Annotated in this window: 22 protein-coding genes; 6 read left to right on the forward strand and 16 right to left on the reverse strand. The window is 72.3% G+C overall.

Annotation, left to right across the window (positions count from 1 at the left end; all coding sequences use genetic code 11):
* Positions 1 to 12: 12 nt before the first annotated feature.
* The 7 genes from JI742_RS10820 to orn form a co-directional block, all read right to left on the reverse strand.
* Complete coding sequence (locus JI742_RS10820; protein ID WP_201826769.1) at positions 13 to 924, reverse strand: FkbM family methyltransferase; 912 nt, start codon at positions 922 to 924, stop codon at positions 13 to 15.
* 99 nt (positions 925 to 1023) lie between these two features.
* Positions 1024 to 1854, reverse strand: coding sequence for a phosphate ABC transporter ATP-binding protein (locus JI742_RS10825; RefSeq protein WP_201826771.1), 831 nt, complete (start codon positions 1852 to 1854; stop codon positions 1024 to 1026).
* 21 nt (positions 1855 to 1875) lie between these two features.
* On the reverse strand, positions 1876 to 2763 hold the full coding sequence (gene pstA, locus JI742_RS10830) for a phosphate ABC transporter permease PstA (RefSeq protein WP_201826773.1): 888 nt from the start codon (positions 2761 to 2763) through the stop codon (positions 1876 to 1878).
* Between the two features lie 6 nt (positions 2764 to 2769).
* Positions 2770 to 3702, reverse strand: a complete 933-nt coding sequence (locus tag JI742_RS10835) for a PstC family ABC transporter permease (RefSeq protein WP_201826775.1) — start codon at positions 3700 to 3702, stop codon at positions 2770 to 2772.
* On the reverse strand, positions 3689 to 4510 hold the full coding sequence (locus tag JI742_RS10840; RefSeq protein WP_201826777.1) for a phosphate ABC transporter substrate-binding protein: 822 nt from the start codon (positions 4508 to 4510) through the stop codon (positions 3689 to 3691). Before JI742_RS10840 ends, JI742_RS10835 begins: the two co-directional genes overlap by 14 nt.
* Positions 4511 to 4520: 10 nt before the next feature.
* Positions 4521 to 5579 (reverse strand): methyltransferase domain-containing protein, encoded by a 1059-nt coding sequence (locus JI742_RS10845; protein ID WP_201826779.1) that lies wholly within the window; start codon positions 5577 to 5579, stop codon positions 4521 to 4523.
* Between the two features lie 89 nt (positions 5580 to 5668).
* On the reverse strand, positions 5669 to 6250 hold the full coding sequence (orn, locus tag JI742_RS10850; protein WP_201826781.1) for an oligoribonuclease: 582 nt from the start codon (positions 6248 to 6250) through the stop codon (positions 5669 to 5671).
* Between the two features lie 101 nt (positions 6251 to 6351).
* Here orn and JI742_RS10855 point away from each other — a divergent pair, with 101 nt between their 5' ends.
* Positions 6352 to 7638: a M48 family metallopeptidase gene (locus JI742_RS10855; RefSeq protein WP_201826783.1), complete on the forward strand. Its 1287-nt coding sequence runs from the start codon at positions 6352 to 6354 to the stop codon at positions 7636 to 7638.
* Positions 7635 to 8657 carry a ribosome small subunit-dependent GTPase A gene (gene rsgA / locus JI742_RS10860; protein ID WP_201826786.1) on the forward strand — a complete coding sequence of 341 codons (1023 nt, stop codon included), beginning with the start codon at positions 7635 to 7637 and terminating at the stop codon, positions 8655 to 8657. The genes JI742_RS10855 and rsgA overlap by 4 nt, the downstream gene beginning before the upstream one ends.
* Before the next feature lie 106 nt (positions 8658 to 8763).
* Here the strand turns inward: rsgA and JI742_RS10865 are convergent, their stop codons facing one another.
* The 3 genes from JI742_RS10865 to JI742_RS10875 all read right to left on the reverse strand — a co-directional run bounded on the left by JI742_RS10865 (position 8764) and on the right by JI742_RS10875 (position 12256).
* Positions 8764 to 9993: a TIGR03790 family protein gene (locus tag JI742_RS10865; protein ID WP_236677007.1), complete on the reverse strand. Its 1230-nt coding sequence runs from the start codon at positions 9991 to 9993 to the stop codon at positions 8764 to 8766.
* Positions 9994 to 10054: 61 nt separating this feature from the next.
* Entirely contained in the window at positions 10055 to 11482 is a 1428-nt protein-coding gene (locus JI742_RS10870) for a lactate utilization protein B (RefSeq protein WP_201826788.1), read from the reverse strand.
* Between the two features lie 3 nt (positions 11483 to 11485).
* On the reverse strand, positions 11486 to 12256 hold the full coding sequence (locus JI742_RS10875) for a (Fe-S)-binding protein (RefSeq protein ID WP_201826790.1): 771 nt from the start codon (positions 12254 to 12256) through the stop codon (positions 11486 to 11488).
* A gap of 91 nt (positions 12257 to 12347) precedes the next feature.
* Here JI742_RS10875 and JI742_RS10880 point away from each other — a divergent pair, with 91 nt between their 5' ends.
* The gene (locus JI742_RS10880; protein ID WP_201826792.1) at positions 12348 to 13118 is read left to right on the forward strand and encodes an IclR family transcriptional regulator; all 771 of its coding nucleotides are present in this window, start codon (positions 12348 to 12350) and stop codon (positions 13116 to 13118) included.
* A 21-nt stretch (positions 13119 to 13139) separates the two neighbouring features.
* Here JI742_RS10880 and pbpG read toward each other — a convergent pair whose 3' ends face one another.
* The 6 genes from pbpG to xseA form a co-directional block, all read right to left on the reverse strand.
* Positions 13140 to 14486, reverse strand: coding sequence for a D-alanyl-D-alanine endopeptidase (gene pbpG / locus JI742_RS10885; RefSeq protein WP_350309667.1), 1347 nt, complete (start codon positions 14484 to 14486; stop codon positions 13140 to 13142).
* A gap of 169 nt (positions 14487 to 14655) precedes the next feature.
* Positions 14656 to 16197, reverse strand: coding sequence for a 2-isopropylmalate synthase (locus JI742_RS10890; RefSeq protein ID WP_201826797.1), 1542 nt, complete (start codon positions 16195 to 16197; stop codon positions 14656 to 14658).
* A 231-nt stretch (positions 16198 to 16428) separates the two neighbouring features.
* On the reverse strand, positions 16429 to 17217 hold the full coding sequence (gene pssA / locus JI742_RS10895; RefSeq protein WP_201827893.1) for a CDP-diacylglycerol--serine O-phosphatidyltransferase: 789 nt from the start codon (positions 17215 to 17217) through the stop codon (positions 16429 to 16431).
* Positions 17218 to 17276: 59 nt separating this feature from the next.
* Positions 17277 to 17921 (reverse strand): phosphatidylserine decarboxylase, encoded by a 645-nt coding sequence (locus JI742_RS10900; RefSeq protein ID WP_201826799.1) that lies wholly within the window; start codon positions 17919 to 17921, stop codon positions 17277 to 17279.
* Between the two features lie 137 nt (positions 17922 to 18058).
* Entirely contained in the window at positions 18059 to 18640 is a 582-nt protein-coding gene (locus tag JI742_RS10905; protein ID WP_201826801.1) for a superoxide dismutase, read from the reverse strand.
* A gap of 119 nt (positions 18641 to 18759) precedes the next feature.
* Entirely contained in the window at positions 18760 to 20082 is a 1323-nt protein-coding gene (gene xseA / locus JI742_RS10910) for an exodeoxyribonuclease VII large subunit (protein WP_350309668.1), read from the reverse strand.
* Between the two features lie 291 nt (positions 20083 to 20373).
* Between xseA and lpxK the strand changes: the two genes are divergently transcribed.
* Genes lpxK through kdsB form a run of 3 tightly spaced genes read left to right on the forward strand, consistent with a single transcriptional unit; the run spans position 20374 to position 22467 of the window.
* Positions 20374 to 21477: a tetraacyldisaccharide 4'-kinase gene (gene lpxK, locus JI742_RS10915; protein ID WP_201826806.1), complete on the forward strand. Its 1104-nt coding sequence runs from the start codon at positions 20374 to 20376 to the stop codon at positions 21475 to 21477.
* A 19-nt stretch (positions 21478 to 21496) separates the two neighbouring features.
* Positions 21497 to 21697 carry a Trm112 family protein gene (locus JI742_RS10920; protein WP_201826808.1) on the forward strand — a complete coding sequence of 67 codons (201 nt, stop codon included), beginning with the start codon at positions 21497 to 21499 and terminating at the stop codon, positions 21695 to 21697.
* On the forward strand, positions 21694 to 22467 hold the full coding sequence (gene kdsB / locus JI742_RS10925; RefSeq protein WP_201826810.1) for a 3-deoxy-manno-octulosonate cytidylyltransferase: 774 nt from the start codon (positions 21694 to 21696) through the stop codon (positions 22465 to 22467). The genes JI742_RS10920 and kdsB overlap by 4 nt, the downstream gene beginning before the upstream one ends.
* Positions 22468 to 22493: the final 26 nt, after the last annotated feature.

The raw sequence follows: 22493 nt of genomic DNA on the forward strand, positions 1-22493 counted from the left end.
CGCGGCCCGGTCCTAGGCCGGAGCCCTCGCACGGCAGTAGACGGTGTTGAGCCGGCTGCGGTGCTGGGGCCGGAAGCCGCGCGCATGCAGGGCGGCCGGCAGGTCCTGGCGCCAGAGGTGCTCGGAGTTCTCGATCACCAGGCAAACCGGCAGGCGCGCCTCGGGCTGGTGGCGCAGGTAGTCCATCAGCGCGCTGTCCTCGGCGCCCTCGATGTCGATCTTGATCGCGTCGACCCGCTCGATCCCCTGGGCGTCGAGGATCTGCGCCAGCGGCCGGCAGCTCACCGTCGAGACCGGCGCCTCGGGCCGGGTTGCCGCACCGGCGTCCGCGCCCGACCGGCCGCGCGGCAGCAGGCTGGAGCCGCCGAGATTGCCCGGGTCGAGGTGCAGGCGCAGCTCGCCGCCGGCGTCGTGCACGCCCAGGCGCTCGATCTGCACCCGCGGCCCGTCGGGCCGGTCGGCCAGGGTGGCCTGCACATTGAAGCGCAGGCGCTCGAAGGTGGGCGGATGCGGCTCCAGCGCCAGCACCCGGCCCCGCGGGCCGAGCTGGGTGGCGATGTCCAGGGTGTAGAGGCCGACATTCGCCCCGATGTCGACAAAGGTCCCGTCGGGGCCCAGGGCCTGCACGATCAGCCGGCGCTCCTCGGCATCGAAGCGCCAGGGCATGAAGACGAACTTGCGCTCGGAATGGTTGTCGCGCAGCCAGCAGCGCAGGCGCAGCCGGCCGACGACGACATCAAGCGGCAGCGCATGCCGGCGCAGCACCAGGGCCCGCACGAGCTGCGCGAACTGCTGGCCCAGCCAGTTCCGCGGCGCGGACTGGGCCAGGCGGATCAGGTGGCCCAGACGGGCCGAGGGCGCATGGGCGCCGAAGCCGGCATCGGCAAGAGGGGCGGACCGCCGGGTCGGGGAGAGAGGGGGCATCGGGGCACTTCGAGGCGGGAAAGCGCGGCTTGTAAGCCCCGGGCATGAAGACCACCTGAAGTTGCCATGCGGGGCAGCACCCGCCCGGCCCCGCGCCGCTCAGCCCCGCGCGCCCGAAAGGTAGGCCGCCGTCAGCGCATGCTCGGGCGCCTCGAACAGGTGGCTGCCCTGCTCGACCAGCTGGCCGACCTGGCCCTGCAGCCAGAAGAAGGCGGCGTAGTTCGCGATGCGGCGCGCCTGGGCCAGGTTGTGGGTGACGATCACCACGGTGTAGCGGCCGCGCAGGCGGACGATCAGGTCCTCCACCACGGCCGAGGCCAGCGGGTCGAGCGCGCTGCAGGGCTCGTCCATCAGCAGCACCTCGGGCCGCAGCACCAGCGCGCGGGCCACGCACAGGCGCTGCTGCTGGCCGCCGGACAGGCCCAGGGCCGGCGCGTCCAGGCGCCCGGCCACCTCGTCCCACAGGCCGACATCGCGCAACGCGGTCTCGATGCGCGCCTCGCGCTCGCCGCGGTCGGCCACGCCGTGCTCGCGCAGCGGCAGGTCGAGGTTGCGGCGGATCGAAAGCGGAAAGGGATTGGGCCGCTGGAAGACCATGCCGATGCGGCGGCGCAGGGCCATCAGGTCCAGCGCGGGGTCGAGCAGGTCCAGGCCGTCGAAGCGCAGCCGGCCGCTGACGCGCGCGCCGGGGCTGATGTCGCTCATGCGGTTGAGCGTGCCGAGGAAGCTGGTCTTGCCGCAGCCCGAGGGGCCGATCAGGGCGGTGATGCAGCCGCGCGGGATGTCCAGGCTGACGCCGGCCAGCACGGTGCGCGGGCCGTAGGCGACGGCCAGCTCGCGCACCTCGATCAGGGTCTCGGGCCGGCAGCAGGGCCGGCCCAACTGGACCTGGCCGAGGGTGTGGGCGGGCACGGGCGCTTCGGGGGGCATGGCGGGTTCGTTCACACCTTCTCAGGCCGGACCCATGCGGCGCCGGACCCAGCGGTCCGAGGCGCGCAGGGCCGCGAGGTTGAGGACGAGGATGAGCGCGACCAGCACCAGCGCGCTGGCCTGGGCGGCGCGGTCGCCGCCGCTCACGTTCATGGACAGCTCGTAGATGTGCACGGCCAGCGAGCGGCCCGAGTCGAGCAGCGAAGCAGGCATGCGGTCGGCATAGCCGCTGGTGAAGAGCAGCGCGGCGGTCTCGGCCGTGGCACGGCCCAGGCCCAGCATCACGCCGGCCAGCAGGGCCGGCGCGGCGGCCGGCAGCAGCACATGACGCAGCGCGGTGCTGCGGCGCAGGCCCAGGGCGGCGGCGCCGCGGCGCCAGTCGGGGTCGACGGCGTGCAGGCCGGCCTCGGCGCTGCGGATCAGCAGGGGCAGGATCATGCAGGCCAGGGTCAGGCCGCCGGCCAGCAGCGAGTAGCCCAGCCAGGGCCCGAACAGGGCATGGCCGGCCAGGCCGAAGACGATGGAGGGCACGCCGGCCAGCACGTCCAGGCTGAGCCGCAGCCCCCGCGCGGCCGGGCCGCCGAGCCGCGTGAACTCGACCAGCCAGACGGCCGTGGCCAGGCCCAGCGGCAGGGCCACGGCCAGCGCGATCAGCACCAGGGCCAGGGTCGAGACCAGGATGGGCGCGATGCCGCCGGCCCGGCCCGAGGCGCGCGGTTCGCTGACGAGGAAATCCCAGGAAAGATGGCCGAAGCCCTGCACCGCCAGGTCCAGCAGCAGGGCGAACAGGGCGGCGAGCAGGGTCCAGGCCGCCGCGCGGATGCCGAGGTCGAACAGGCCGTCCTTGAGCCGGGCGCGGCGGGTTGCGCGGGGACGGGCGGTGGCGGCAGGCATGGAGAGTTCGTTCACGCCTTCTCAGGGCAGGGGCCGCAGCGCGGCCGGGGCGGCCGGGGTATCCGCCCCCGGCAAGGTCTGCGCGCGGCCGGCGCGCAGGCCGCGGCCAGCCAGCAGGCCCAGGCCGGCCAGCAGCAGCACCAGGGCGGTGAGCAGCAGGCCGGCGGCATAGAGGCTGGCGCGGTGCAGGCCCTCGGCATAGGCCATCTCCAGGGCGATGTTGGCGGTCAGCACCCGCAGCGGCTCGAACAGGCCGGCGGGCCAGGCCACGACATTGCCGGCGACCATCAGCACGGCCAGGGTCTCGCCCAGGGCGCGCGCCAGGGCCAGCAGCAGGGCGGCCCACAGGCCGGACCGGGCCGCCGGCAGGGCCACGCCCAGGACGATGGCGCGGCGGCTCAGGCCCAGGGCGGCGGCGCCTTGCAGCACCGACCGGGGCACCTGGGCCAGCGCGGCGCTGGCCAGCAGGGCCACGGTCGGCACGATCATCAGGGCCAGCACCAGCATGGCGGCCAGCAGGCTGGCGCCGGGCGGCTGCCAGCGGCCGATCAGCGGCACCAGCACGGTCAGGCCCCAGAGGCCGAAGACCACCGAGGGGATGCCGGCCAGCAGGCCGATCGCCAGGCGCTGCAGCCGCGCCGTGCGCGGGCCGGCCAGGAAGTGTTCGTGGATCGCGCAGGCCAGGCCGAAGGGCGCGGCCAGCAGCAGGGCGCCGCCGGCCGCGGCGGCGCTGGCGGCGATCATGGGCGAGAGGTCGAAGCGCCCCTCCAGCGGATGCCAGCCGCCCGGCCCGCCGTCCAGGCCGAGCAGGCCGCCCAGGCCCGGCGCCTGCGGCCCGGCGAGCACCGGCCAGGACCGGATCAGCAAGTGAGCGACGATGCCGAGCAGCAGCACGCCGCTGAGCAGGGCCAGCGCGCCCAGCGCCCGGCCCAGGCCGCGTTCAGACCGGGACAAAGAACTGCTCCCGCACCAGGTCGTGCACGGCGGGCGAGCGGGCATAGGCCAGGAAGCGCGCGGCCAGGCCGGTGGGGGCTTGGGCGCTGACGAGGTTCAGCGGCCGGCTGATGGGGAAGCGGCCGCGCTGCACTTCAGCCACGGTGGCCGGCACGCCGTCCATGGGCAGCAGCCGGATCGGCGTGCCCAGGCCGGCCTCGAACTCGGCGCTGCCGATCGAGACGTAGCCGATCGCGCCCGGATTGCCCGCCACGGTCTTGATGCCCTGGGCGTTGTCGCCGATCACCACCTGCGGCTTGACCGCGCTGCCGGGCAGACCGAAGTGCTGGAGAAACAGCTCCTGCGTCGAGCGGCCCTCGGCCTTGTGGACCACGCTGATCGGCCGGGCCGGGCCGCCCACCGCCGCCCAGTCGCGCACCTGGCCGGTGTAGATGGCCTGCACCTGGGCCGCGCTCAGCGCCACCACCGGATTGCTGCGGTGGACGATGAGGCCGATGCCGTCGCGCGCCAGGGTGTAGGCCTGTAAGTCGGCTTCCTCGGGCTTGAGCGCACGCGAGACCATGCCGAAGGCGACACGACCCTGGCGGGCATCGGCCAGGCCGCGGCTGGAGCCGCCGGTCTGCACCTCGATGCGCACGCCGGGGTTCAGCGACTCGAAGCGCTTGGCGATCTCCAGCACCAGGGGTGCGACGGTGCTGGAGCCGCTCAGCAGCAGGCGCTTGTCCGCCTGCGCGCGCAGGCCGGTCGGTCGGGCGGCCAGCAGCGGGGCCAGCAGGCCGACCGCCAGCAGGGGACGGCGCGACAGCATCGCACGCGGCTCAGCAGCAGGCGCCCGAGGCGCCGGAGCCGGCCGCCGCGGTGTCGAAGGGCATGCTGCTGCCGCAGCCCTCGAACAGGCCGAAGTGGCGCGAGAAATCGCCGATGAAATCGAAGTGCTGTGCGAAGCGGGTGCCGTGCAGCATGTGCCAGGTGTTGCCGCAGACCGGGAAGACGCGGCCGGTGGCCAGGTCATGGTGCTTGTCGAGCACGAAGCGCTGCGGATGCTCGGGCACGGTGCCGCGGTAGATCACGGCCTGGCCGTAGTCCTCGCAGGCGCTCTCCAGCGCCTCCAGCTTGAACAGGCGGTAGGTGGCCGAGAAGAAGCGCAGCGGCGCGGCGCGGGCGGCCAGGGCCGGGTCGGTGATGTCGAGCGGGCGGTCGTCGACCAGGCGCGGATCGGCAAAGCCGTGGCGCTGGGCCAGGCGCAGGAAGTCGTTCCAGTACAGCGCGCCGCCCAGGCATTCGCCGTAGAGCACGGCATCGTTGCGCACGGCCTCGGGCACGCGGCGGTCGGCATAGACATCGGAGAAGTAGAACTCGCCGCCCGGCTTGAGCAGGCGCTGCACGCCGGCCAGCACGGCATCCTTGTCCGGCGAGAGGTTGACGACGCAGTTGGAGACGATCACGTCGAAGCTGCCCGGGGCGAGGTCGAGCTCGTCGAGGCGCTCGATGTAGCCCTGCAGGAAGCGCACGTTGTCGTAGCCGAAGAGGGCGGCATGGTGGGCGCGGTGGCGCTCGGCCACGGCGAGCTGCTCGTCGGTCATGTCGACGCCGACGACCTCGCCGCGCGGGCCGACGAGCTGGGCCAGGGCATAGACATCGCGGCCGGCGCCGCAGCCCAGGTCGAGCACGCGGCAGCCTTCGAGCAGCGGCGGGCAGACCAGGCCGCAGCCGTAGTAGCGGTCCAGCACCTCGGGGTGGATGCGGGCCAGCAGCGGCCGCAGCCAGATCGGCACCGCGCTGGCATCGCAGCAGGCGCTGGTCTTGAGATCGGCCGTGCCCTGGAGCTGGCGGCCGTAGTAGTCCTTGACCTGATCCTTGACTTGATCCTGCTGCATGGTGGGAAAGCGGAGGGTTGAAACGGAAGAGAAAGGCGGGCGCCCGCAGGCCCCCAGTGTGCTTTTGCGTCGCCCCGCCGGGGCAGACCTTACAGCGCCAGCAGATGCTGCCGGTAGTAAGCCAGCTCGTCGATGGATTCGTGGATGTCGGCCAGCGCGGTGTGGGCTTGCTGCTTGCGGAAGCCGTCGAGGATGGCCGGCTTCCAGCGCTTGGCCAGTTCCTTGAGCGTGGACACGTCGAGGTTGCGGTAGTGGAAGAAGGCTTCCAGCTTGGGCATGTCCTTGGCCAGGAAGCGGCGGTCCTGGCAGATCGAGTTGCCGCACATGGGCGAGCCGCGCTCGCCGATGTAGGCCTTGAGGAAGTCGATCACGGCGGCCTCGGCCTGGGCCTCGTCGACGGTGGAGGCGCGCACGCGGTCGATCAGGCCGCTCTTGCCGTGGGTGCCCTTGTTCCAGGCGTCCATGCCGTCGAGCACGGCATCGCTCTGGTGGATCGCGAAGACCGGGCCTTCCACGCGCACGCCAAGCTGGGCATCGGTGACGACGACGGCGATCTCCAGGATGCGGTCCTTCACCGTGTCGAGGCCGCTCATCTCCAGATCGATCCAGATCAGGTTGTCGGCCTTCTTGGGCAGGCCGGGCGCGGCGGGAGGGTCGGTCGGAAGGCTCATCGGCGGGACTTCGGGATGCGTGGGTTTACGGGCCGCGGCGCAGTGTGGATGCGGCGCCGTGCCGGGTCGGGCGATTGTGGGCCAGCCCTTAAACTGGATCGATGCATCCCCTGGCCTTCACTGCCCTCTTCGCCACCTTCCTGCTGGCCTCGCTGGCGCTCAAGCTCTGGCTGGCGACACGGCAGATGCGGCATGTGGCCCGCCACCGCGGCCAGGTGCCGGCAGCCTTCCAGGGCGTGGTCAGCCTGGCCACCCACCAGCGCGCGGCCGACTACACCCTGGCCAAGGGCCGCTTCGGCCTGGTGCAGATCGCCTGGTCCACGCTGCTGCTGCTGGGCTGGACCCTGCTCGGCGGCCTGGAGGTGCTGAACCAGTTCGTCGCGATCCAGGTCGGCGATTCGCTCGGGCCGGTGGCCCACCAGCTCCTGCTGCTGGCGGCCTTCGCGCTGCTGAGCGCGCTGCTGGAGGCGCCGCTCGATGCCTGGCACACCTTCAAGCTGGAGCAGGCGCATGGCTTCAACCGCATGAGCGCGGGCCTGTGGCTGGGCGACCAGCTCAAGGGCCTGGCGGTCGGCGCGGTCTTCGGCGGCGCGATCGCCGCCCTCATCCTCTGGCTGATGGGCGCGGCCGGCCCGGCCTGGTGGCTGTGGGCCTGGGGCGCCTGGATGGGCTTCAACCTGCTGATCCTGGTGCTCTACCCGGGCGTGATCGCGCCACTCTTCAATCGCTTCGAGCCGCTGCAGGACGAGGCCGTGAAGCGCCGCGTGCAGGCCCTGATGGCGCGCTGCGGCTTCAGCGCCCAGGGCCTCTATGTGATGGACGGCAGCCGCCGCTCGGCCCATGCCAACGCCTACTTCACCGGCTTCGGCGCGGCCAAGCGGGTGGTCTTCTTCGACACCCTGCTGGGCAAGCTCAGCGGGCCCGAGCTGGAAGCGGTGCTGGCCCATGAGCTGGGCCACTTCAAGCACCGCCACGTGCCCAAGCGCATCCTGGGCATGTTCGCGCTCAGCGGCCTGGGCTTCGCGCTGCTGGGCTGGCTGGGCCAACAGGCCTGGTTCTACACCGGCCTGGGCGTGACGCCGCAACTCGCCGCGCCGAACGATGCGCTGGCCCTGCTGCTCTTCCTGCTGGCCGGGCCGGTGTTCAGCTTCTTCCTCGGGCCGGTCTTCGCGGCGATGTCGCGGCGCGACGAATACCAGGCCGATGCCTATGCCGCAGCCCAGACCGACGCCGCCGACCTGCGCGCCGCCCTGCTCAAGCTGATCGAGGACAACGCGGCCACCCTGACGCCGGACCGGCTCTACGCGGCCTTCTACTACTCGCACCCGCCGGCCGCCGAGCGCCTGGCCGCGCTGCAGGCCCTGGGGCCGGCCCCGCAGGCCGCGTGAAGCGCGCCCGCGCCGCGCACGGCGACCGCCCGGCCGCCACCCCCGAGGGCCTGCAGGAAGGCCGGGTGATCGCCGGCCACGGCCGCCACCACAGCGTCGAGACGGCCGAGGGCCGCCGGGTGCTCTGCACCTCGCGCGGCAAGCGCAACGAGGCCGTGGTCGGCGACCGGGTGCGCTGGCGGCCGACGCAGGACGGCCCGGCCGGCGCGGCCGAGGGCCCCGAGGGCGAGGTCGCCCAGGGCGTGATCGAGGCCGTCGCCCCGCGCCGCAACCTCTTCTTCCGCCAGGACGAGCTGCGCACCAAGAGCTTCGCGGCCAATCTGGATCACCTGCTGGTCTGGATCGCGGTGGAGCCGGTCTTCAGCGAGATGCAGCTCACCCGCGCGCTGATTGCCGCCGAGGCCGCGCGCATCCCCGTGACCCTGGTGCTCAACAAGACCGAGCTGCCCGGCGCCGACACCGCCCGCGCCCGGCTGGCGCCCTATGCGGCCATGGGCTACCGGGTGATCGACGGCGCGCTCAAGCCGCGCGACCCGGCCCGGGCCGCCGGCCAGGCCGAGGCCCTGCTCGCCCGGCTGCGGCCGCTGCTGGGCGGGGCCACGCTGGTGCTGGGGCCCTCAGGCAGCGGCAAGAGCACGCTCATCAATGCCCTGCTGCCCGAGGCCGAGGTGCTGACCGGCGAGATCTCCACCGCCCTCAACAGCGGCCGCCACACCACCACCCACACCCGCTGGCACTGGCTGGACCGCGTGCCCGGCACGCTCGACGGCGCCGCGCTGATCGACTCGCCGGGCTTCCAGGAATTCGGCCTGCGCCACCTCGCGCCCGAGGACCTGGCCGGCTTCATGCCCGACCTGCGCCAGGCGGCCGAGGCCGGCTGCCGCTTCCACAACTGCAGCCACCGCCACGAACCCGGCTGCGCGGTGCGCGCGGCCCTGGCCGAGGGCCGCATCAGCCCGCTGCGCCATGAGCTGTACCAGAGCCTGCGCGAGGAGCTGGAGGCGCCGCCGCGCTACTGAGCGCCCCGCAGGGCGCAGGCAAGCTTGGGGCGGCCCGGTGTTTCCTGCGCGCCCAGTGTTTCCTTGCGCGCCCGGCGGCTCGCGCGCGGCATCGGCCGAAGCCCGCTCAGCGCCGCGCGTAGGGGGCGGCCAGGGGCTCGCCGATGAAGAGGCTCTGGCCCGGCCAAGCCACGCTCTTCCAGTAGGCCTCGATCGCGGTCGCGCCCTGCAAGTAATGCAGCAGCAGGACCTGCGGATGCGGGAACTTCTGGAGGTGGTTGCAGGGCTCGCTGACCGTGCCGTGGCTGGCCGTGGCGCCGGCGGCGATCCAGGCCAGGGCGGTGCTCTGGCCATGGTGGCCGTCGAGCGCGCCGCCCCAGGAGGTGAGGTGGTCGGCCAGGGCGCCGGGCACGAACTGCAGGGCATCCAGCGCCGGCAGGCGCGCCACGCCCATCTGTGCCAGCAGCACGCGGTCCAGCGCGGGCGGCGGATCGGCGGCGGCCTGCACCACCTCGGCAGGCAGGCCGCGCAGCGGGCCGGGCGGCGGGTAGAAGACGCTGCGGACGTCGCGACGGGCATCGTTGCTGCGCAGCAGGGCCAGTTGCACCGGCGGCGCGCCGCGCAGGCCCAGGCGGCCGTCGGCGGCGACGCCGCGGTCGATCAGGGCGCGGGCGGCGGCCTCGTCGGGCGCGGCCAGCAGCATGGCCGGGCGCAGGCCCAGCTCGGCCGCGGGCCGGAGGCTGGCGCTGTTGAAGTAGGGCGAAGGGGCGGTTGCGGCACAGGTCTGCGTGCAATCGACCGCTTCGGTACCCAGGGCCAGCGCGCCGGTGATCGAGGCGCAGCCCACCGCATAGGGCTGCTGCCAGGCCAGGGCCAGGGCCTGCACCCGGCTGCCCTCGATCGGGCCGAAGCGGCTGGCGATGCGTTGGCGCAGGGCCTCGAATTCCTCGCCGCTGAGCGTGCTGCGCAGCGGCAGGCTGACGCGCAGCACCTGCTCCGGCCGCAGGCCGCGGGCGGCGATGTAGTGCTCGCCAACGGCCAGGGAATAGGGATCGGCGGTGTTGATCAGCAGGCCGATGTCGGCCGCCTGCATGCGGCCGCGCAGGCGCGGCACGCGCAGCAGGGTGGCCAGGCCGGCTGCCGCGCGGGGTCGCGTGCCGCTGCGCAGCGCGGGCGCGGCAGGCTCGGCCGATGCGGCAGGGCCCGCCGGCGCCGGCGCGGTCAGGGGAAGCGCCGACTCGGCCGCGCGCGGGGCCTGCGGGCCCGCCGCGTCATCGGCCGCGCCGAAGACCGCGCCCGCGCTCAGGCCCAGGCCCAGGCCCAGCAGCAGGCCGAGGCCGCGGCGCAAGCCACCCAAGCGCCCAGCCGCCCACGCCCCAGGCCGGGCCGGCCTGCAGGCGGGGGCGACCGGGCGGTGCTCAGCCACCCTGGGCGTCGCGCCGGGCGCGGTAGAGGTCGCGGAAGGTGCGGCCGGTGGGCACGGGCAGGTCGCGGCCCACCGTCCAGCCGCCCGCACCGGGCAGCTTGTGCAGCCGGCCGTCGGGCGCCAGCGCTGCCAGCAAGCGCACACCCACCCGGCTGGCCAGGCGGTAAAGCGCCGGCCGGCGCGCCAGCCAGCCCCAGGCGGCCAGGAGCGCGCGCTCGCCGCGCGGGCGCAGGCCGCGGTCGAACTGGCGCTCGCGCAGCTTGCGCAGCAGTTCGGGCAGCGGGATCTTCATCGGGCAGACAACCTGGCACTGGCCGCAGAGCGTGGCGGCATGCGGCAGGTCCAGCGTCTTCTCCAGGCCGACATAGCTGGGCGTGAGCACCGAGCCCATCGGCCCGGGGTAGACCCAGCCGTAGCTGTGGCCGCCGATCTTCTGGTAGACGGGGCAGTGGTTCATGCAGGCGCCGCACTTGATGCAGCGGAGCATGTCCTGGAACTCGCCGCCGATCAGGCCGGTGCGGCCGCCGTCGAGCAGGATCACGTAGTTGTGCTCGGGCCCGTCGGTCTCGCCGGGCGCGCGCGGGCCGGTCAGCAGCGAGAAGTAGTTGCTGATCACCTGGCCGGTGGCCGAGCGCGGCAGCAGGCGCATCACGGTGGCCAGGTCATCCAGCGTGGGCAGCACCTTCTCGATGCCGGTGATGGCCACATGCACCCGCGGCAGCACCGTGCACAGGCCTTCGTTGCCCTCGTTGGTGACGAGCGCGACCGAGCCGGTCTCGGCGATCACGAAATTGCCGCCGGTGATGCCCATGTCGGCCGCCAGGAAGCGCTCGCGCAGCACCTCGCGGGCCTCGCGGGCCATGCCGGCGATGTCGTTCTCCCAGCCCTCGCTGCGCTCGCGGTCATGCTCGCGGCGGAACAGCTCGGCGACCTGCTGGCGGTCCTTGTGCACCACCGGCGCGATGATGTGGCTGGGCGGCTCGTAGTCGTTGATCTGCAGGATGTATTCGCCGAGGTCGGTCTCGGTGACCTGCACGCCGACGGCCTCCAGCGCCGCATTCAACGCCATTTCCTCGCTGACCATGCTCTTGGTCTTGGTCGCGCGCTGGACCTGGTGGCGGCGCGCGATCTCGACGACCAGGGCCGAGGCCTCCTGCGGTGTCTCGGCCCAGAGCACGGTGGTGCCGCGGCGGCTGGCCTCGGCCTCGAAGGCCTCCAGCCAGCCGTCGAGCTGGGCCAGCGCGGCATCGCGGCGGCGGACGGCCTCGGTGCGGATGATCTCGAAATCGCCCAGCTCGTCCATCGCCACCGCGCGGGCGGTGACGAACTTGCCGGCAAGCTTCTTGAGGTTCTGCTGCAAGCGGACATCGGCCAGCCGCTGGCCGGCGCGTGCCTTGAAGTGCATGGCCTGGACTTGCATGGCTCAGCCTTTCTCGGGGGTGGGGGCCGACCCGGCGAGCAGCTCGGCCCAGTGCAGCACGCGGGTGTGGGTGTCGCCGCGGCGGCGCAGGCGGCCCTCGATGTTGAGCATGCAACCCAGGTCGCCCAGCACCACGGCCTGCGCGCCGCTGGCCGCGATGTGGCCGCATTTCTCGTCGACGATGGCGGTGGAGATCTCGCCGTACTTGATCGAGAAGGTGCCGCCGAAACCGCAGCACTGCTCGCAGGAGGCCATCTCGCGCAGCTCGACGCCGGGCAGGCCGGCGATCAGGCGGCGCGGCTGCTGCTTGATGCCGAGTTCGCGCAGGCCCGAGCAACTGTCGTGGTAAGTGGCCACGCCCTGGAAGCGTTGCAGGCTCGGGTCTTCGCGCAGGCTGGGCGGCAGATCGGTCCAGCCCAGCACATCGACGAGGAAGCCCGACAGCTCGTGGATGCGCGGCTGCAGCGCGGCATAGCGGCGCGAAAGCTCGGGGTCGTTGGCGAACAGCTCGCCATAGTGCGCGGCCACCATGCCGCCGCAGGAGCCCGAGGGCAGCACCACATGGTCGAAGCGCTCGAACTCGTCGAGCATCTTCTCGGCCAGGTCGCGGGCGGTGGCGCGGTCGCCGCTGTTGTAGGCCGGCTGGCCGCAGCAGGTCTGGGCCATGGGCACCTCGACCCGGCAGCCCGCCGCCTCAAGCAGGCGCAGGGCGGCGAAGCCGATCGACGGACGCATCGCGTCGACCAGGCAAGTGATGAAGAAACCAACGGTCATCGGGGCATTATCAGCCGGGCCTGTCCAGGGTCACCTGCCGTCCGGCCGTTTCGCGATGCAAAATCGAGCCTCGATCCGCCTGCCTCCCGCCATGAACCGCAACGAGAACCCGACCCCGACGATCCAGGTCATCGAGCGCATGTTCTCCCTGATCGACGTGCTGGCCCGGCACCATGAACCGGTGTCGCTCAAGGTCCTGTCCGAGCAGACAGGGCTGCATCCCTCCACCGCCCACCGCATCCTCAACGACCTGGCCGTCGGCCGATTCGTCGACCGGCCCGAAGCCGGCAGCTACCGGCTCGGCATGCGCCTGCTGGAGCTGGGCAACCTGGTCAAGGCCCGGCTCGACGTGCGCGAGGCCGCGCTCGTCCCCATGCGCGAGCTGCACCGCCTGACCCACCAGCCCGTGAACCTGTCGGTGCGCCAGGGCGACGAGATCGTCTACATCGAGCGCACCTACAGCGAGCGCTCGGGCATGCAGGTGGTCCGGGCCGTCGGCGGCCGGGCGCCGCTGCACCTCACATCGGTCGGCAAGCTCTTCCTGGCCCACGACGACCCCCAGCGCGTGCGCGCCTACGCCACCCGCACCGGCCTAGCCGGCCACACCCGCAACAGCCTGACCGACCTGGCCACGCTGGAGCGCGAGATCGCCCGCGTGCAGGCCAGCGGCGTGGCCCGCGACAACGAGGAGCTGGAGCTGGGCGTGCGCTGCATGGCCGCCGGCATCTACGACGACCAGGGCAAGCTGGTGGCCGGCCTGTCGATCTCGGCACCGGCCGACCGGCTGGAGGAAAGCTGGCTGGAGCGGCTGCGCACCACCGCCGGCGAGATCTCGCTCAAGCTCGGCCACCAGGCCGCATGAGTTGCGCCGCGTCGCGCAGGCTCAGGAGGTGAGCCGCAGCGCGACGGGCGGCGGATCGAGCCGATCGACCGCATCGGGTTCCAGGCTGGATCGCCGGCTCGGGACCTGCGACTCCACCCAGCGCCGCACCCGCTCGGCATCGCCGATGCGCGAGTATTTGCCCGCCGAATCGAGGAAGACCATGATCAGGTCGCGACCGGCCATGCGCGTCTGCATGACCAGGCAGCGGCCGGCCTCGGCGATGTAGCCGGTCTTCTGCAAGACGACTTCCCAGGCCGGGTTGCGGACCAGGCCGTTGGTGTTGCGGTACTGCAGCTCGCGCTTGCCGACGGCGACCCGGTGCTCCTGCGAGGTGGACAGCACGCGCATCAGGGGCTGGTCCGCGGCGGCACGCACCAGCAGGGCCAGGTCGCGGGCACTGGACTGGTTGGCGCTGGACAGGCCGGTCGGCTCGACGAAACGGGTGTCCAGCATGCCCAGCGCCAGGGCGCGGGCGTTCATCGCGCGCACGAAGGACGGCAGGCCGCCCGGATAGTGCCGACCCAGGGCATTGGCGGCGCGGTTCTCGGACGACATCAGCGCCAGGTGCAGCATCTCGCCGCGGCTGAGCTGCGCCCCGGGCTGCAAGCGCGAGCTGCTGCCCTTCTCGGTGTCGATGTCCTCGGTCGAGATGCTCAGCACCTCGTCGAGCGGCTGGCCGGCTTCGAGCACGAGCAGCGAAGTCATCAGCTTGGTCAGCGAGGCGATGGGCACCACGGCCTCGGCGTTCTTGGCCAGCAGCACCTCCTGGGTCTGCGGGTCGATCACCAAGGCGGCGCTGGACTTCAGGGCATGGAGATCGAACTGTGGCAGGCCAGGCTCGGGCGCCGCCGGCAAGGCGGCTGCGAGGCCGGACGCGGACGCTCCGGCCGCCAGGCCAGCCGCCGCCCCGCCCGCGGCCGCAGGCCGCTCGGCGCGGGGTGCCGCAGGGGGCTGGGCCAGCCGGGGCGTAAGCGTCAGCGCCTGACCGGACTTCGCGGCCTTCGCATCGGCCGGCGCGGGCGGGCCGGCCCGGCGGGCGGTGGCTGAGGCAGCCTTGGCCCGGGGCTTGCCCGCGCTGCGGAGCTGGCCCTTGCGCGGGCTGCGTCGTGCTTCGGCCTTGCGCTCGCCGCCCGTCACGCGTTTGGCCTTGGCCTCGGGCTTCTTGCGCTTGGCCTTGACCTCACTGCGGCGGGCGGGTGCGGCGCGCTTGGCATCCTTGGCGCGGGCTTCGGCGGCCTGCAGCGGGGCCGCCGCCTGGACCGGGGGCAAGGCCGCCAGGCCCAGCCCGAGGGGCAGGACCAGGGACCACAAGGCTCGACGCAGGGCCGCGCGAAAGACTGGAAACACGCAAATCTCCATAAGGCGCACCAGTCTAGGGCCTGCGAAAAAGCTGCACAAGATCAATAACTTGCAAAGAGCACTTGAAGTGTGATCTGGGCCGTGATCGCGCCGCTGATGGAGCGATCGAAGCCACAGGCCGGCGCGGGCGGCCCGCCGCCCGGTCCGGCCGCGGGCTTCAGCCCTGGGCCGCGACCCGTTCCTGCTTGCTGTGCAGCTTGTTCAGGGCCGCGAGGTAGGCCTTGGCCGAGGCGACGACGATGTCGGGATCGGCGCCGACACCGTTGACCACCCGCCCGCCGTGCTGCAGCCGCACCGTGACCTCGCCCTGCGACTCGGTCGAGCCGCTGGTGATCGCGTTGACCGAATAGAGCAGCATCTCGGCACCCGACTGGATCTTCGATTCGATGGCCTTCAGGCTCGCATCGACCGGGCCGTTGCCCTCGCTCTCGGCCCGGTGCTCGACGGCGCCGGCCGCGAAAGCCACCTGGGCACGCGGCCGCTCGCCGGTCTCGGACTGCTGGGCCAGCGAGAGCAGGCGGTAGTGCTCCTGCTCGGCGGTGACGCTCTCGTCGCTGACGAGGGCGATGATGTCCTCGTCGAAGATTTCGCTCTTGCGGTCGGCCAGGTCCTTGAAGCGGGCAAAGGCATTGTTCACCTCGGCTTCGCTGTCGAGCTCGACACCCAGGTCCTGAAGGCGCTGCTTGAAGGCATTGCGGCCGCTGAGCTTGCCCAGCACGATCTTGTTCGCGCTCCAGCCCACGTCCTCGGCGCGCATGATCTCGTAGGTGTCGCGGGCCTTGAGCACGCCGTCCTGGTGGATGCCGCTGGCATGGGCGAAGGCATTGGCGCCGACCACCGCCTTGTTGGGCTGCACGACGAAGCCGGTGGTCTGGCTGACCATGCGGCTGGCCGGCACGATCTGCGTGGTGTCGATGCCCACGTCGAGGCCGAAGTAGTCGCGGCGGGTCTTAACCGCCATCACCACCTCTTCGAGAGAGCAGTTGCCGGCGCGCTCGCCCAGGCCGTTGATGGTGCATTCAACCTGGCGCGCTCCGCCGATCTTCACGCCGGCCAGCGAATTGGCCACCGCCATGCCGAGGTCGTTGTGGCAGTGGACCGACCAGATCGCCTTGTCGCTGTTGGGCACCCGCTCGCGCAGGGTCTTGATGAAGTTGCCGTAGAGCTCGGGCACGCCGTAGCCGACGGTGTCGGGGATGTTGATCGTGGTCGCGCCGGCATCGATCACGGCTTCGAGCACCCGGCAGAGGAAATCGGGATCGGATCGGTAGCCATCCTCGGGCGAGAACTCGACGTCGCCGACCCGGCTGCGCGCATAAACCACCGCGCTGCGGGCCTGGGCCAGCACCTGCTCGCGGCTCATGCGCAGCTTCTTCTCCATGTGGAGTTCGCTGGTCGCGATGAAGGTGTGGATGCGCGCCTGGGCCGCACCGGCCAGGGCCTCGGCCGAGCGCGAGATGTCGCGCTCATTGGCCCGTGAAAGCGAGCAGACGGTGGATTCCCGGATCGCATCGGCGATCGCCTTCACGGCCTCGAAGTCGCCGTTGCTGGAGGCGGCGAAGCCGGCCTCGATCACGTCGACACGCAGGCGTTCGAGCTGGCGCGCGATGCGCAGCTTCTCGTCCTTGGTCATCGAGGCGCCGGGCGATTGCTCGCCGTCGCGCAAGGTGGTGTCGAAGATGATGAGCTTGTCAGCCATGGGGAACTCCGTGGTCGGGATCGGAGGAAAGGCGCACGCCGGAAACGAAACGGCCCGCGGGCGTAATGCACGCGGGCCGTTGGGGCATGGGAATCAGGGGTGCGCCATCAACGGGCCCGCAGCTCGGCCGGCAGGCCGAGCAGGCCTAGCGACAGCAGGAAGGGGCGTTGGATCGAGCACATGAAAAGAATGTAGCACGCAGCCCCGGCCGCAGGACCCGGGCCTTGGCTATCAGCCATGTAGGCCGCGTTCATCGGGCTCGTCCATCGAGGTGGCGATGACGCTGACCGGCTTGCCCTTGCTGCGCTTCCACACGTAGACGCCGTAACCCGAGAGACCGTAGATCCAGAACAGGGCAAACAGCACCGCGGGCGGATGGATGTTGATCAGCGCGATGCCGAGCGCGATCGCGACGATCACGATGAAGGGCACGCTGCGCTTGAAGCTCACATCCTTGAAGCTGTAGAAGGGCACGTTGGTGACCATCGTCAGCCCCGCATAGAGCGTGACGCCAAAGGCCGTCCAGGCCAGCCAGGTGATGTCGCGCGCGCCGCTCCAGCCCATGTCGTCGAGCAGCCAGATGAAGCCGGTCACCAGGGCCGCAGCAGCCGGGCTGGGCAGGCCCTGGAAGAAGCGCTTGTCGACCACGCCGATGTTGGTGTTGAAGCGCGCCAGCCGCAGCGCCGCGCAGGCGCAGTAGACGAAGGCCGCGATCCAGCCGGCCTTGCCCAGGCCCTGCAGCGCCCACTCGTACATGATCAGGGCCGGTGCGGCACCGAAGCTGACCATGTCGGACAGGCTGTCCATCTGCTCGCCGAAGGCGCTCTGGGTGTTGGTCATGCGCGCTACCCGGCCGTCGAGGCTGTCGAGCACCATGGCGCAGAACACGCCGACCGCCGCCAGGTCAAAGCGCTGGTTCATCGCCATCACGATGGCGTAGAAGCCACCGAACAGGGCCGCCAGCGTGAACAGATTGGGCAGGATGTAGATGCCCTTGCGGCGCGGGCGACGCGGCGGCATCGGATCGTCCGGATCCTCGTCCGCACCTTCGGGCAGGGGGCTCAGCTCGGTGCCGGTGCTCATGGCTTGGGCAGCGTGGCCAGCACGGTGGTGGTGGCGCTGACCTTCTGGCCGGGGGCCACGCGCGGCTGGGCGTCCAGCGGCAGGTAGACATCGACCCGCGAACCGAAGCGAATGAAGCCGTAGCGCTGGCCGCGCTTCAGCACCGCCCCGACCTGCGTGTAGCAGAGGATGCGCCGCGCGATCAGGCCGGCCACCTGGACCAGGGTCACCGTGCGGCCGCCGGCATCGATGACGACCGCATTGCGCTCGTTTTCGGTGGAGGCCTTGTCCAGGTCCGCATTCAGGAATTTACCGGGAAAGTACTGCACGGTCTTGACCGTGCCGTCGACGCCCGAGCGGTTGCTGTGGACATTGAAGACATTCATGAAGACGCTGATCAGCAGCGCCTCGCGGCCGGCGTAGGGGTCATGGGCGCGCTCGACCTTGACGATGCGACCGTCGGCCGGCGACAGCACGGCGCCAGGCTCGCTCGGCACGGCCCGCGGCGGATCGCGGAAGAACTGGACGACGAAGACCAGCAGCAGCCAGGCGATGGCCGCCAGCCAGCCCGGCAGGTAGGCCGAGGCCAGCAGCGCAATGACGAACATGCCGCCGATGAAGGGCCAGCCTTCACGGGCCAGCAGGGGGTGGGGGTAATCCATGGCGGGCGAGGATAACCGAGGGGGAGGGGCGCACCTGACGGGACCCGAGGGGGCCCGCAGGCCGCAGGCAGGGGGCATGAGGCCCCAAAACAAACCGGCCCCCGCGGGGGCCGGTCGGTCATCGCAAGCGGCTGGGATCAGCCGAAGTTCTTGGCGGCGAAGTCCCAGTTGACCAGATGGTTCAGGAAGGTCTCCACATACTTCGGACGCGCATTGCGGTGGTCGACGTAGTAGGCATGCTCCCAGACGTCGACGGTCAGCAGCGCGGTGTCGCCGGTGGTCAGCGGCGTGCCGGCGGCGCCGGTGTTGACGATGTCGACCGAGCCGTCGGCCTTCTTCACCAGCCAGGTCCAGCCCGAGCCGAAGTTGCCGACCGCGCTCTTGGTGAAGGCTTCCTTGAAGGCCGCATAGCTGCCGAACTTGGCGTTGATGGCCTCGGCCAGCGCGCCGCTGGGCTCGCCGCCGCCATTGGGCTTCATGCAGTGCCAGAAGAAGCTGTGGTTCCAGACCTGGGCTGCGTTGTTGTAGAGGCCGCCGGAGGACTTCTTGACGATCTCCTCGAGCGTCATGGCCTCGAACTCGGTGCCCTTTTGCAGATTGTTCAGGTTCACCACGTAGGCGTTGTGATGCTTGCCGTGGTGGTACTCGAAGGTCTCCTTCGACATGTGCGGCGCCAGGGCGTCGGCGGCATAGGGCAAGGCGGGAAGGGTGTGTTCCATGAGGGGTCCTGGCTGGGGGGATGGCACCGGGCGGGAGGCCCAAATCGCAGCTTTTGATTGTAGGCAGGGATGCCGCCGGCGCCCGGGGGCGGGAGACCTTGAACCCGGCGGCGCCAGGCTCAGGGCCGACGGCGGCGACGCGTCGGCGGCGGTACCGCCGGCCAGGTGGCCTCGGCGCGGGCCTGCACGCGGCCGTCGGCCAGCACCGCCTCGAAGGCCTGGCCGGGCTGGACCTGGGCGATCGACAGCAGCGGCTGGCCGGTGTCGTCCTCCAGCCGCGACCAGCCGCGGGCCAGCACCCGGGCCGGATCGAGGGCATCGAGCCGCAGGCCGAGCTGCGCCAGGCGCTGCGCCAGACCCTCGCGCCGGGCCTGGGCCGCATGCCGGCCGCGCAGGGCCAGGCGGTCCAGGGCCTGGGCGCGGGCCTGGAGCTGGCGCTCCAGCGCGCGGCGGCGGCGCTGGTCCAGGCCGGCCAGGCGCTCGCGCGCATGCGCCAGGCGCTGGGCCGGCCGGGCCAGGCGCAGGCCGAGGCGGTCGAGCCGCTCGCCCTCGCGCTCCAGCCGGCGGTTCAGGCCTTCGCTTGCGCGGCGCGCCCATTGGGCGAGCTGGAGCAGCAGGCTGTCTCGGCTGGGCGCGGCCAGCTCGGCGGCGGCGGTGGGCGTGGGCGCGCGCAGGTCGGCGGCCAGGTCGGCCAGGCTGAGGTCGGTCTCGTGGCCGATGCCGGTGATCACCGGCACCGGATGGGCGGCAATCGCCCGTACCAGGGCGGGGTCGTTGAAGGCCCACAAGTCCTCCATCGAGCCGCCGCCGCGGGCGAGGATCAGCAGCTCGATCTCCGGCCGGCGCGCGGCGGCGGCCAGCGCGGCGCAAAGCGCCGCCGGCGCATCCACGCCCTGCACCGGGCTGGGCAGCACCAGCACCCGGACATGCGGCGCGCGCCGCGCCAGGGCGGTGCAGACATCGTGCAAGGCCGCGCCGGCCAGCGAGCTGACCACGCCGATGCAGCGCGGCAGCGGTGGCAGCGGGCGCTTGCGCTCGGTCTCGAACAGCCCCTCGGCCGCAAGCTGGGCCTTGAGCCGCAGGAAGCGCTCGTACAGCGCACCGGCGCCGGCGCGCTGCAAGGATTCGGCGACGAACTGAAGCTCGCCGCGGGGCTCGTAGACGGCCACCCGGCCGCGCAGCTCGACCGCCTCGCCCTCGCCCGGCAGGCTGGCGAGCAGGGCGGCGGCGCGGCGGAACATCGCGCAGCGCAGGCTGGCGCCGCCGTCCGGATCCTTGAGCGTGAAGTAGCAGTGGCCGCTGGCCGCGCGGGTGAAGCCGCTGATCTCGCCGCGCAGCGTCACGTTGGCGAAGCGGGTGGCCAGGGTCTCGGCCACGGCCTGCACCAGCGCGGCGACCGACCAGGCCGGGCGGCCTGAAGCCAGAGGCTCGGCCGGCCTCACGGATGGCCTCCAACCGGCCCGACGCGCTTGCTGCGGCGCACAGCCGGGCGGGGGAACTCCACAAGCACGGGACAGGCTGCAAACCGCGCCCCAGCCCCCGTCACACGCCCGCCATATCGTCTCAAGTGTTTGATTTTCAATGACATTTTTCTGCCTCAGGATGAGGCAATCTGTTGCGGACGCAGGATTCATGCGCCTTGGCGGCCGGTCGAGCCGGCTTGCCCACAAAGTTATCCACAGGGACGGTGGATGACCGGGCAGTCACAAAAGGCCCGCCGATAATCGTCTGCCATGCCGCCCTCCCCCCCGCCCCGCTCCGGTCGCGCCCGGCTCGAAATGCGCTTGCAGGCGGCCTGGCGCGGGCGCGGCGCGCTGGCCTGGGCCCTGCTGCCGCTGGCCGCGCTGTTCGGCCTGCTGGGGGCGCTGCATCGCGGGCTGTATCGCCTGGGGCTGCGTCGCGTGCGGCATCCGGGCTGTCCGGTGGTGGTGGTCGGCAACCGGATTGTCGGCGGCGCCGGCAAGACCCCGACCACCCTGGCCGTCGTCGCCGCGCTGCAAGACCTGGGCTGGCGGCCGGGCATCGTCTCGCGCGGGCACGGGCGACGCGATCCGACCCGCATCCTGGCGGTGACGCCGCAGGCCGAGGCCGAGTCGGTCGGCGACGAGGCCCTGCTGATGCGGCTGCGCAGCGGCGTGCCGGTCTGGGTCGGCCGCAACCGGGCGGCGGCGGCCGAAGCGCTGCGGGCCGCGCATCCCGAGGTCGACGTGATCGTCAGCGACGACGGCCTGCAGCACCTGCGGCTGGCGCGCGACGTCGAATTGCTGGTCTTCGACCGGCGGGGCGCCGGCAATGGCTGGCTGCTGCCGGCCGGGCCGCTGCGCGAGCCGCTGCGCACCCCCTCCTTCGCCCGCCGGGCCTGCCGGGTCGTCTACAGCGACGGCGTGGCAAGCACCGCCCTGCCCGGCCTGGTGCTGCAGCGCCGGCTGAGCCCGCCGCAGCCGCTGGCGGAATGGTGGGCGCGCCGGCCGGCGCCGCCGGCAGCCGCCTGGGCTGCGCTGCGCGAAGGCCCGCAGCCCCTAGCCGCGCTGGCCGGCATCGCCCATCCGCCCCGTTACTTCGAGGCCCTGCGGGCCGAGGGCTTGCAGATCGACGGCCTGCCCTGCGCCGACCACGACCGCCTCGACCCCCTGCCCTGGCCGGCCGGCCTGCCGCGCCTGCTGCTGACCGAGAAGGATGCGGTGAAGGTCCGCCCCGAGCGCCTGGCCCGCGAGCGGCCGGGCACGCGCGTCTGGGTCACGCCGCTAGACTTGCCCGCCACCCCGGAACTGCGGGATGCGCTGCACGAAGCGCTGGGCCCAGCCCCCGGCCGTGGCGCCCCTGCCGCCGCCCCCTGACCCCCTGCCGACGCGCCCGATGGACACCCGCCTGATCGACCTGCTGGTCTGCCCGATCTGCAAGAGCCCCCTGAGCCACGACCGCGAGGCCCGTGAGCTGATCTGCGCCGCCGACCGCCTGGCCTTCCCCATCCGCGACGGCATTCCCGTCATGCTGGTGAACGAGGCGCGTCCCGTGGACGAAGCCGCCCCGCCGGCCGCGGCAGGCCTGTCGGCGTGAAACCGGTCGTCTTGATCCCGGCGCGGATGGCGTCGAGCCGCCTGCCGGGCAAGCCGCTGGCCGACCTGGCCGGCAAACCCATGGTGGTGCGGGTGGCCGAGCGCGCGGCGCAGGCCGACGCCGCCCGCGTGGTGGTGGCCGCCGACGATGCGCGCATCCTCGCCGCCTGCCAGGCCCATGGCGTGGACGCGGTGATGACCCGCGCCGACCACCCGACCGGCAGCGACCGCCTGGCCGAGGCTTGTGCGCTGCTCGGCCTGGACGATGCCGCGATCGTCGTCAATGTGCAGGGCGACGAGCCCCTGATCGACCCGGCCCTGATCGACGCCTGCGCGCGCCTGCTGGCCGAGCGCGGCGAATGCGTGATGGCCACCGCAGCCCATCCCCTCGACCGGGTCGAGGACTACCTGAACCCGAATGTGGTCAAGGTCGTCTGTGACCGGCTGGGCCGTGCGCTGACCTTCTCGCGCGCGCCCCTGCCCTGGTGGCGAGACGGCCATGCCCAGGGCGTGCAGGCCCTGCCCGACCCGGCGCCGCTGCGCCACATCGGCCTTTACGCCTACCGCGTCGGCTTCCTGCGGCGCTACCCCCTGCTGCCGCCCTGCGCGCTGGAGCAGACCGAGTCGCTGGAGCAGTTGCGCGTGCTCTGGCATGGCGAGCGCATCGCCGTGCATGTCGGCGCCGGACAGCCCGGGCCGGGGGTCGACACCCCCGAGGATCTGGCGCGCGTGCGGGACCTCTTCGCGCGGGGCGCGGGGCTGGCTTCGTAAGCGGGACACAGGAATGCGGGTGCTAT

The sequence above is a fragment of the Piscinibacter lacus genome (assembly GCF_016735685.1).
In the GTDB taxonomy this organism is placed as follows: Bacteria; Pseudomonadota; Gammaproteobacteria; order Burkholderiales; family Burkholderiaceae_C; genus Aquariibacter; species Aquariibacter lacus.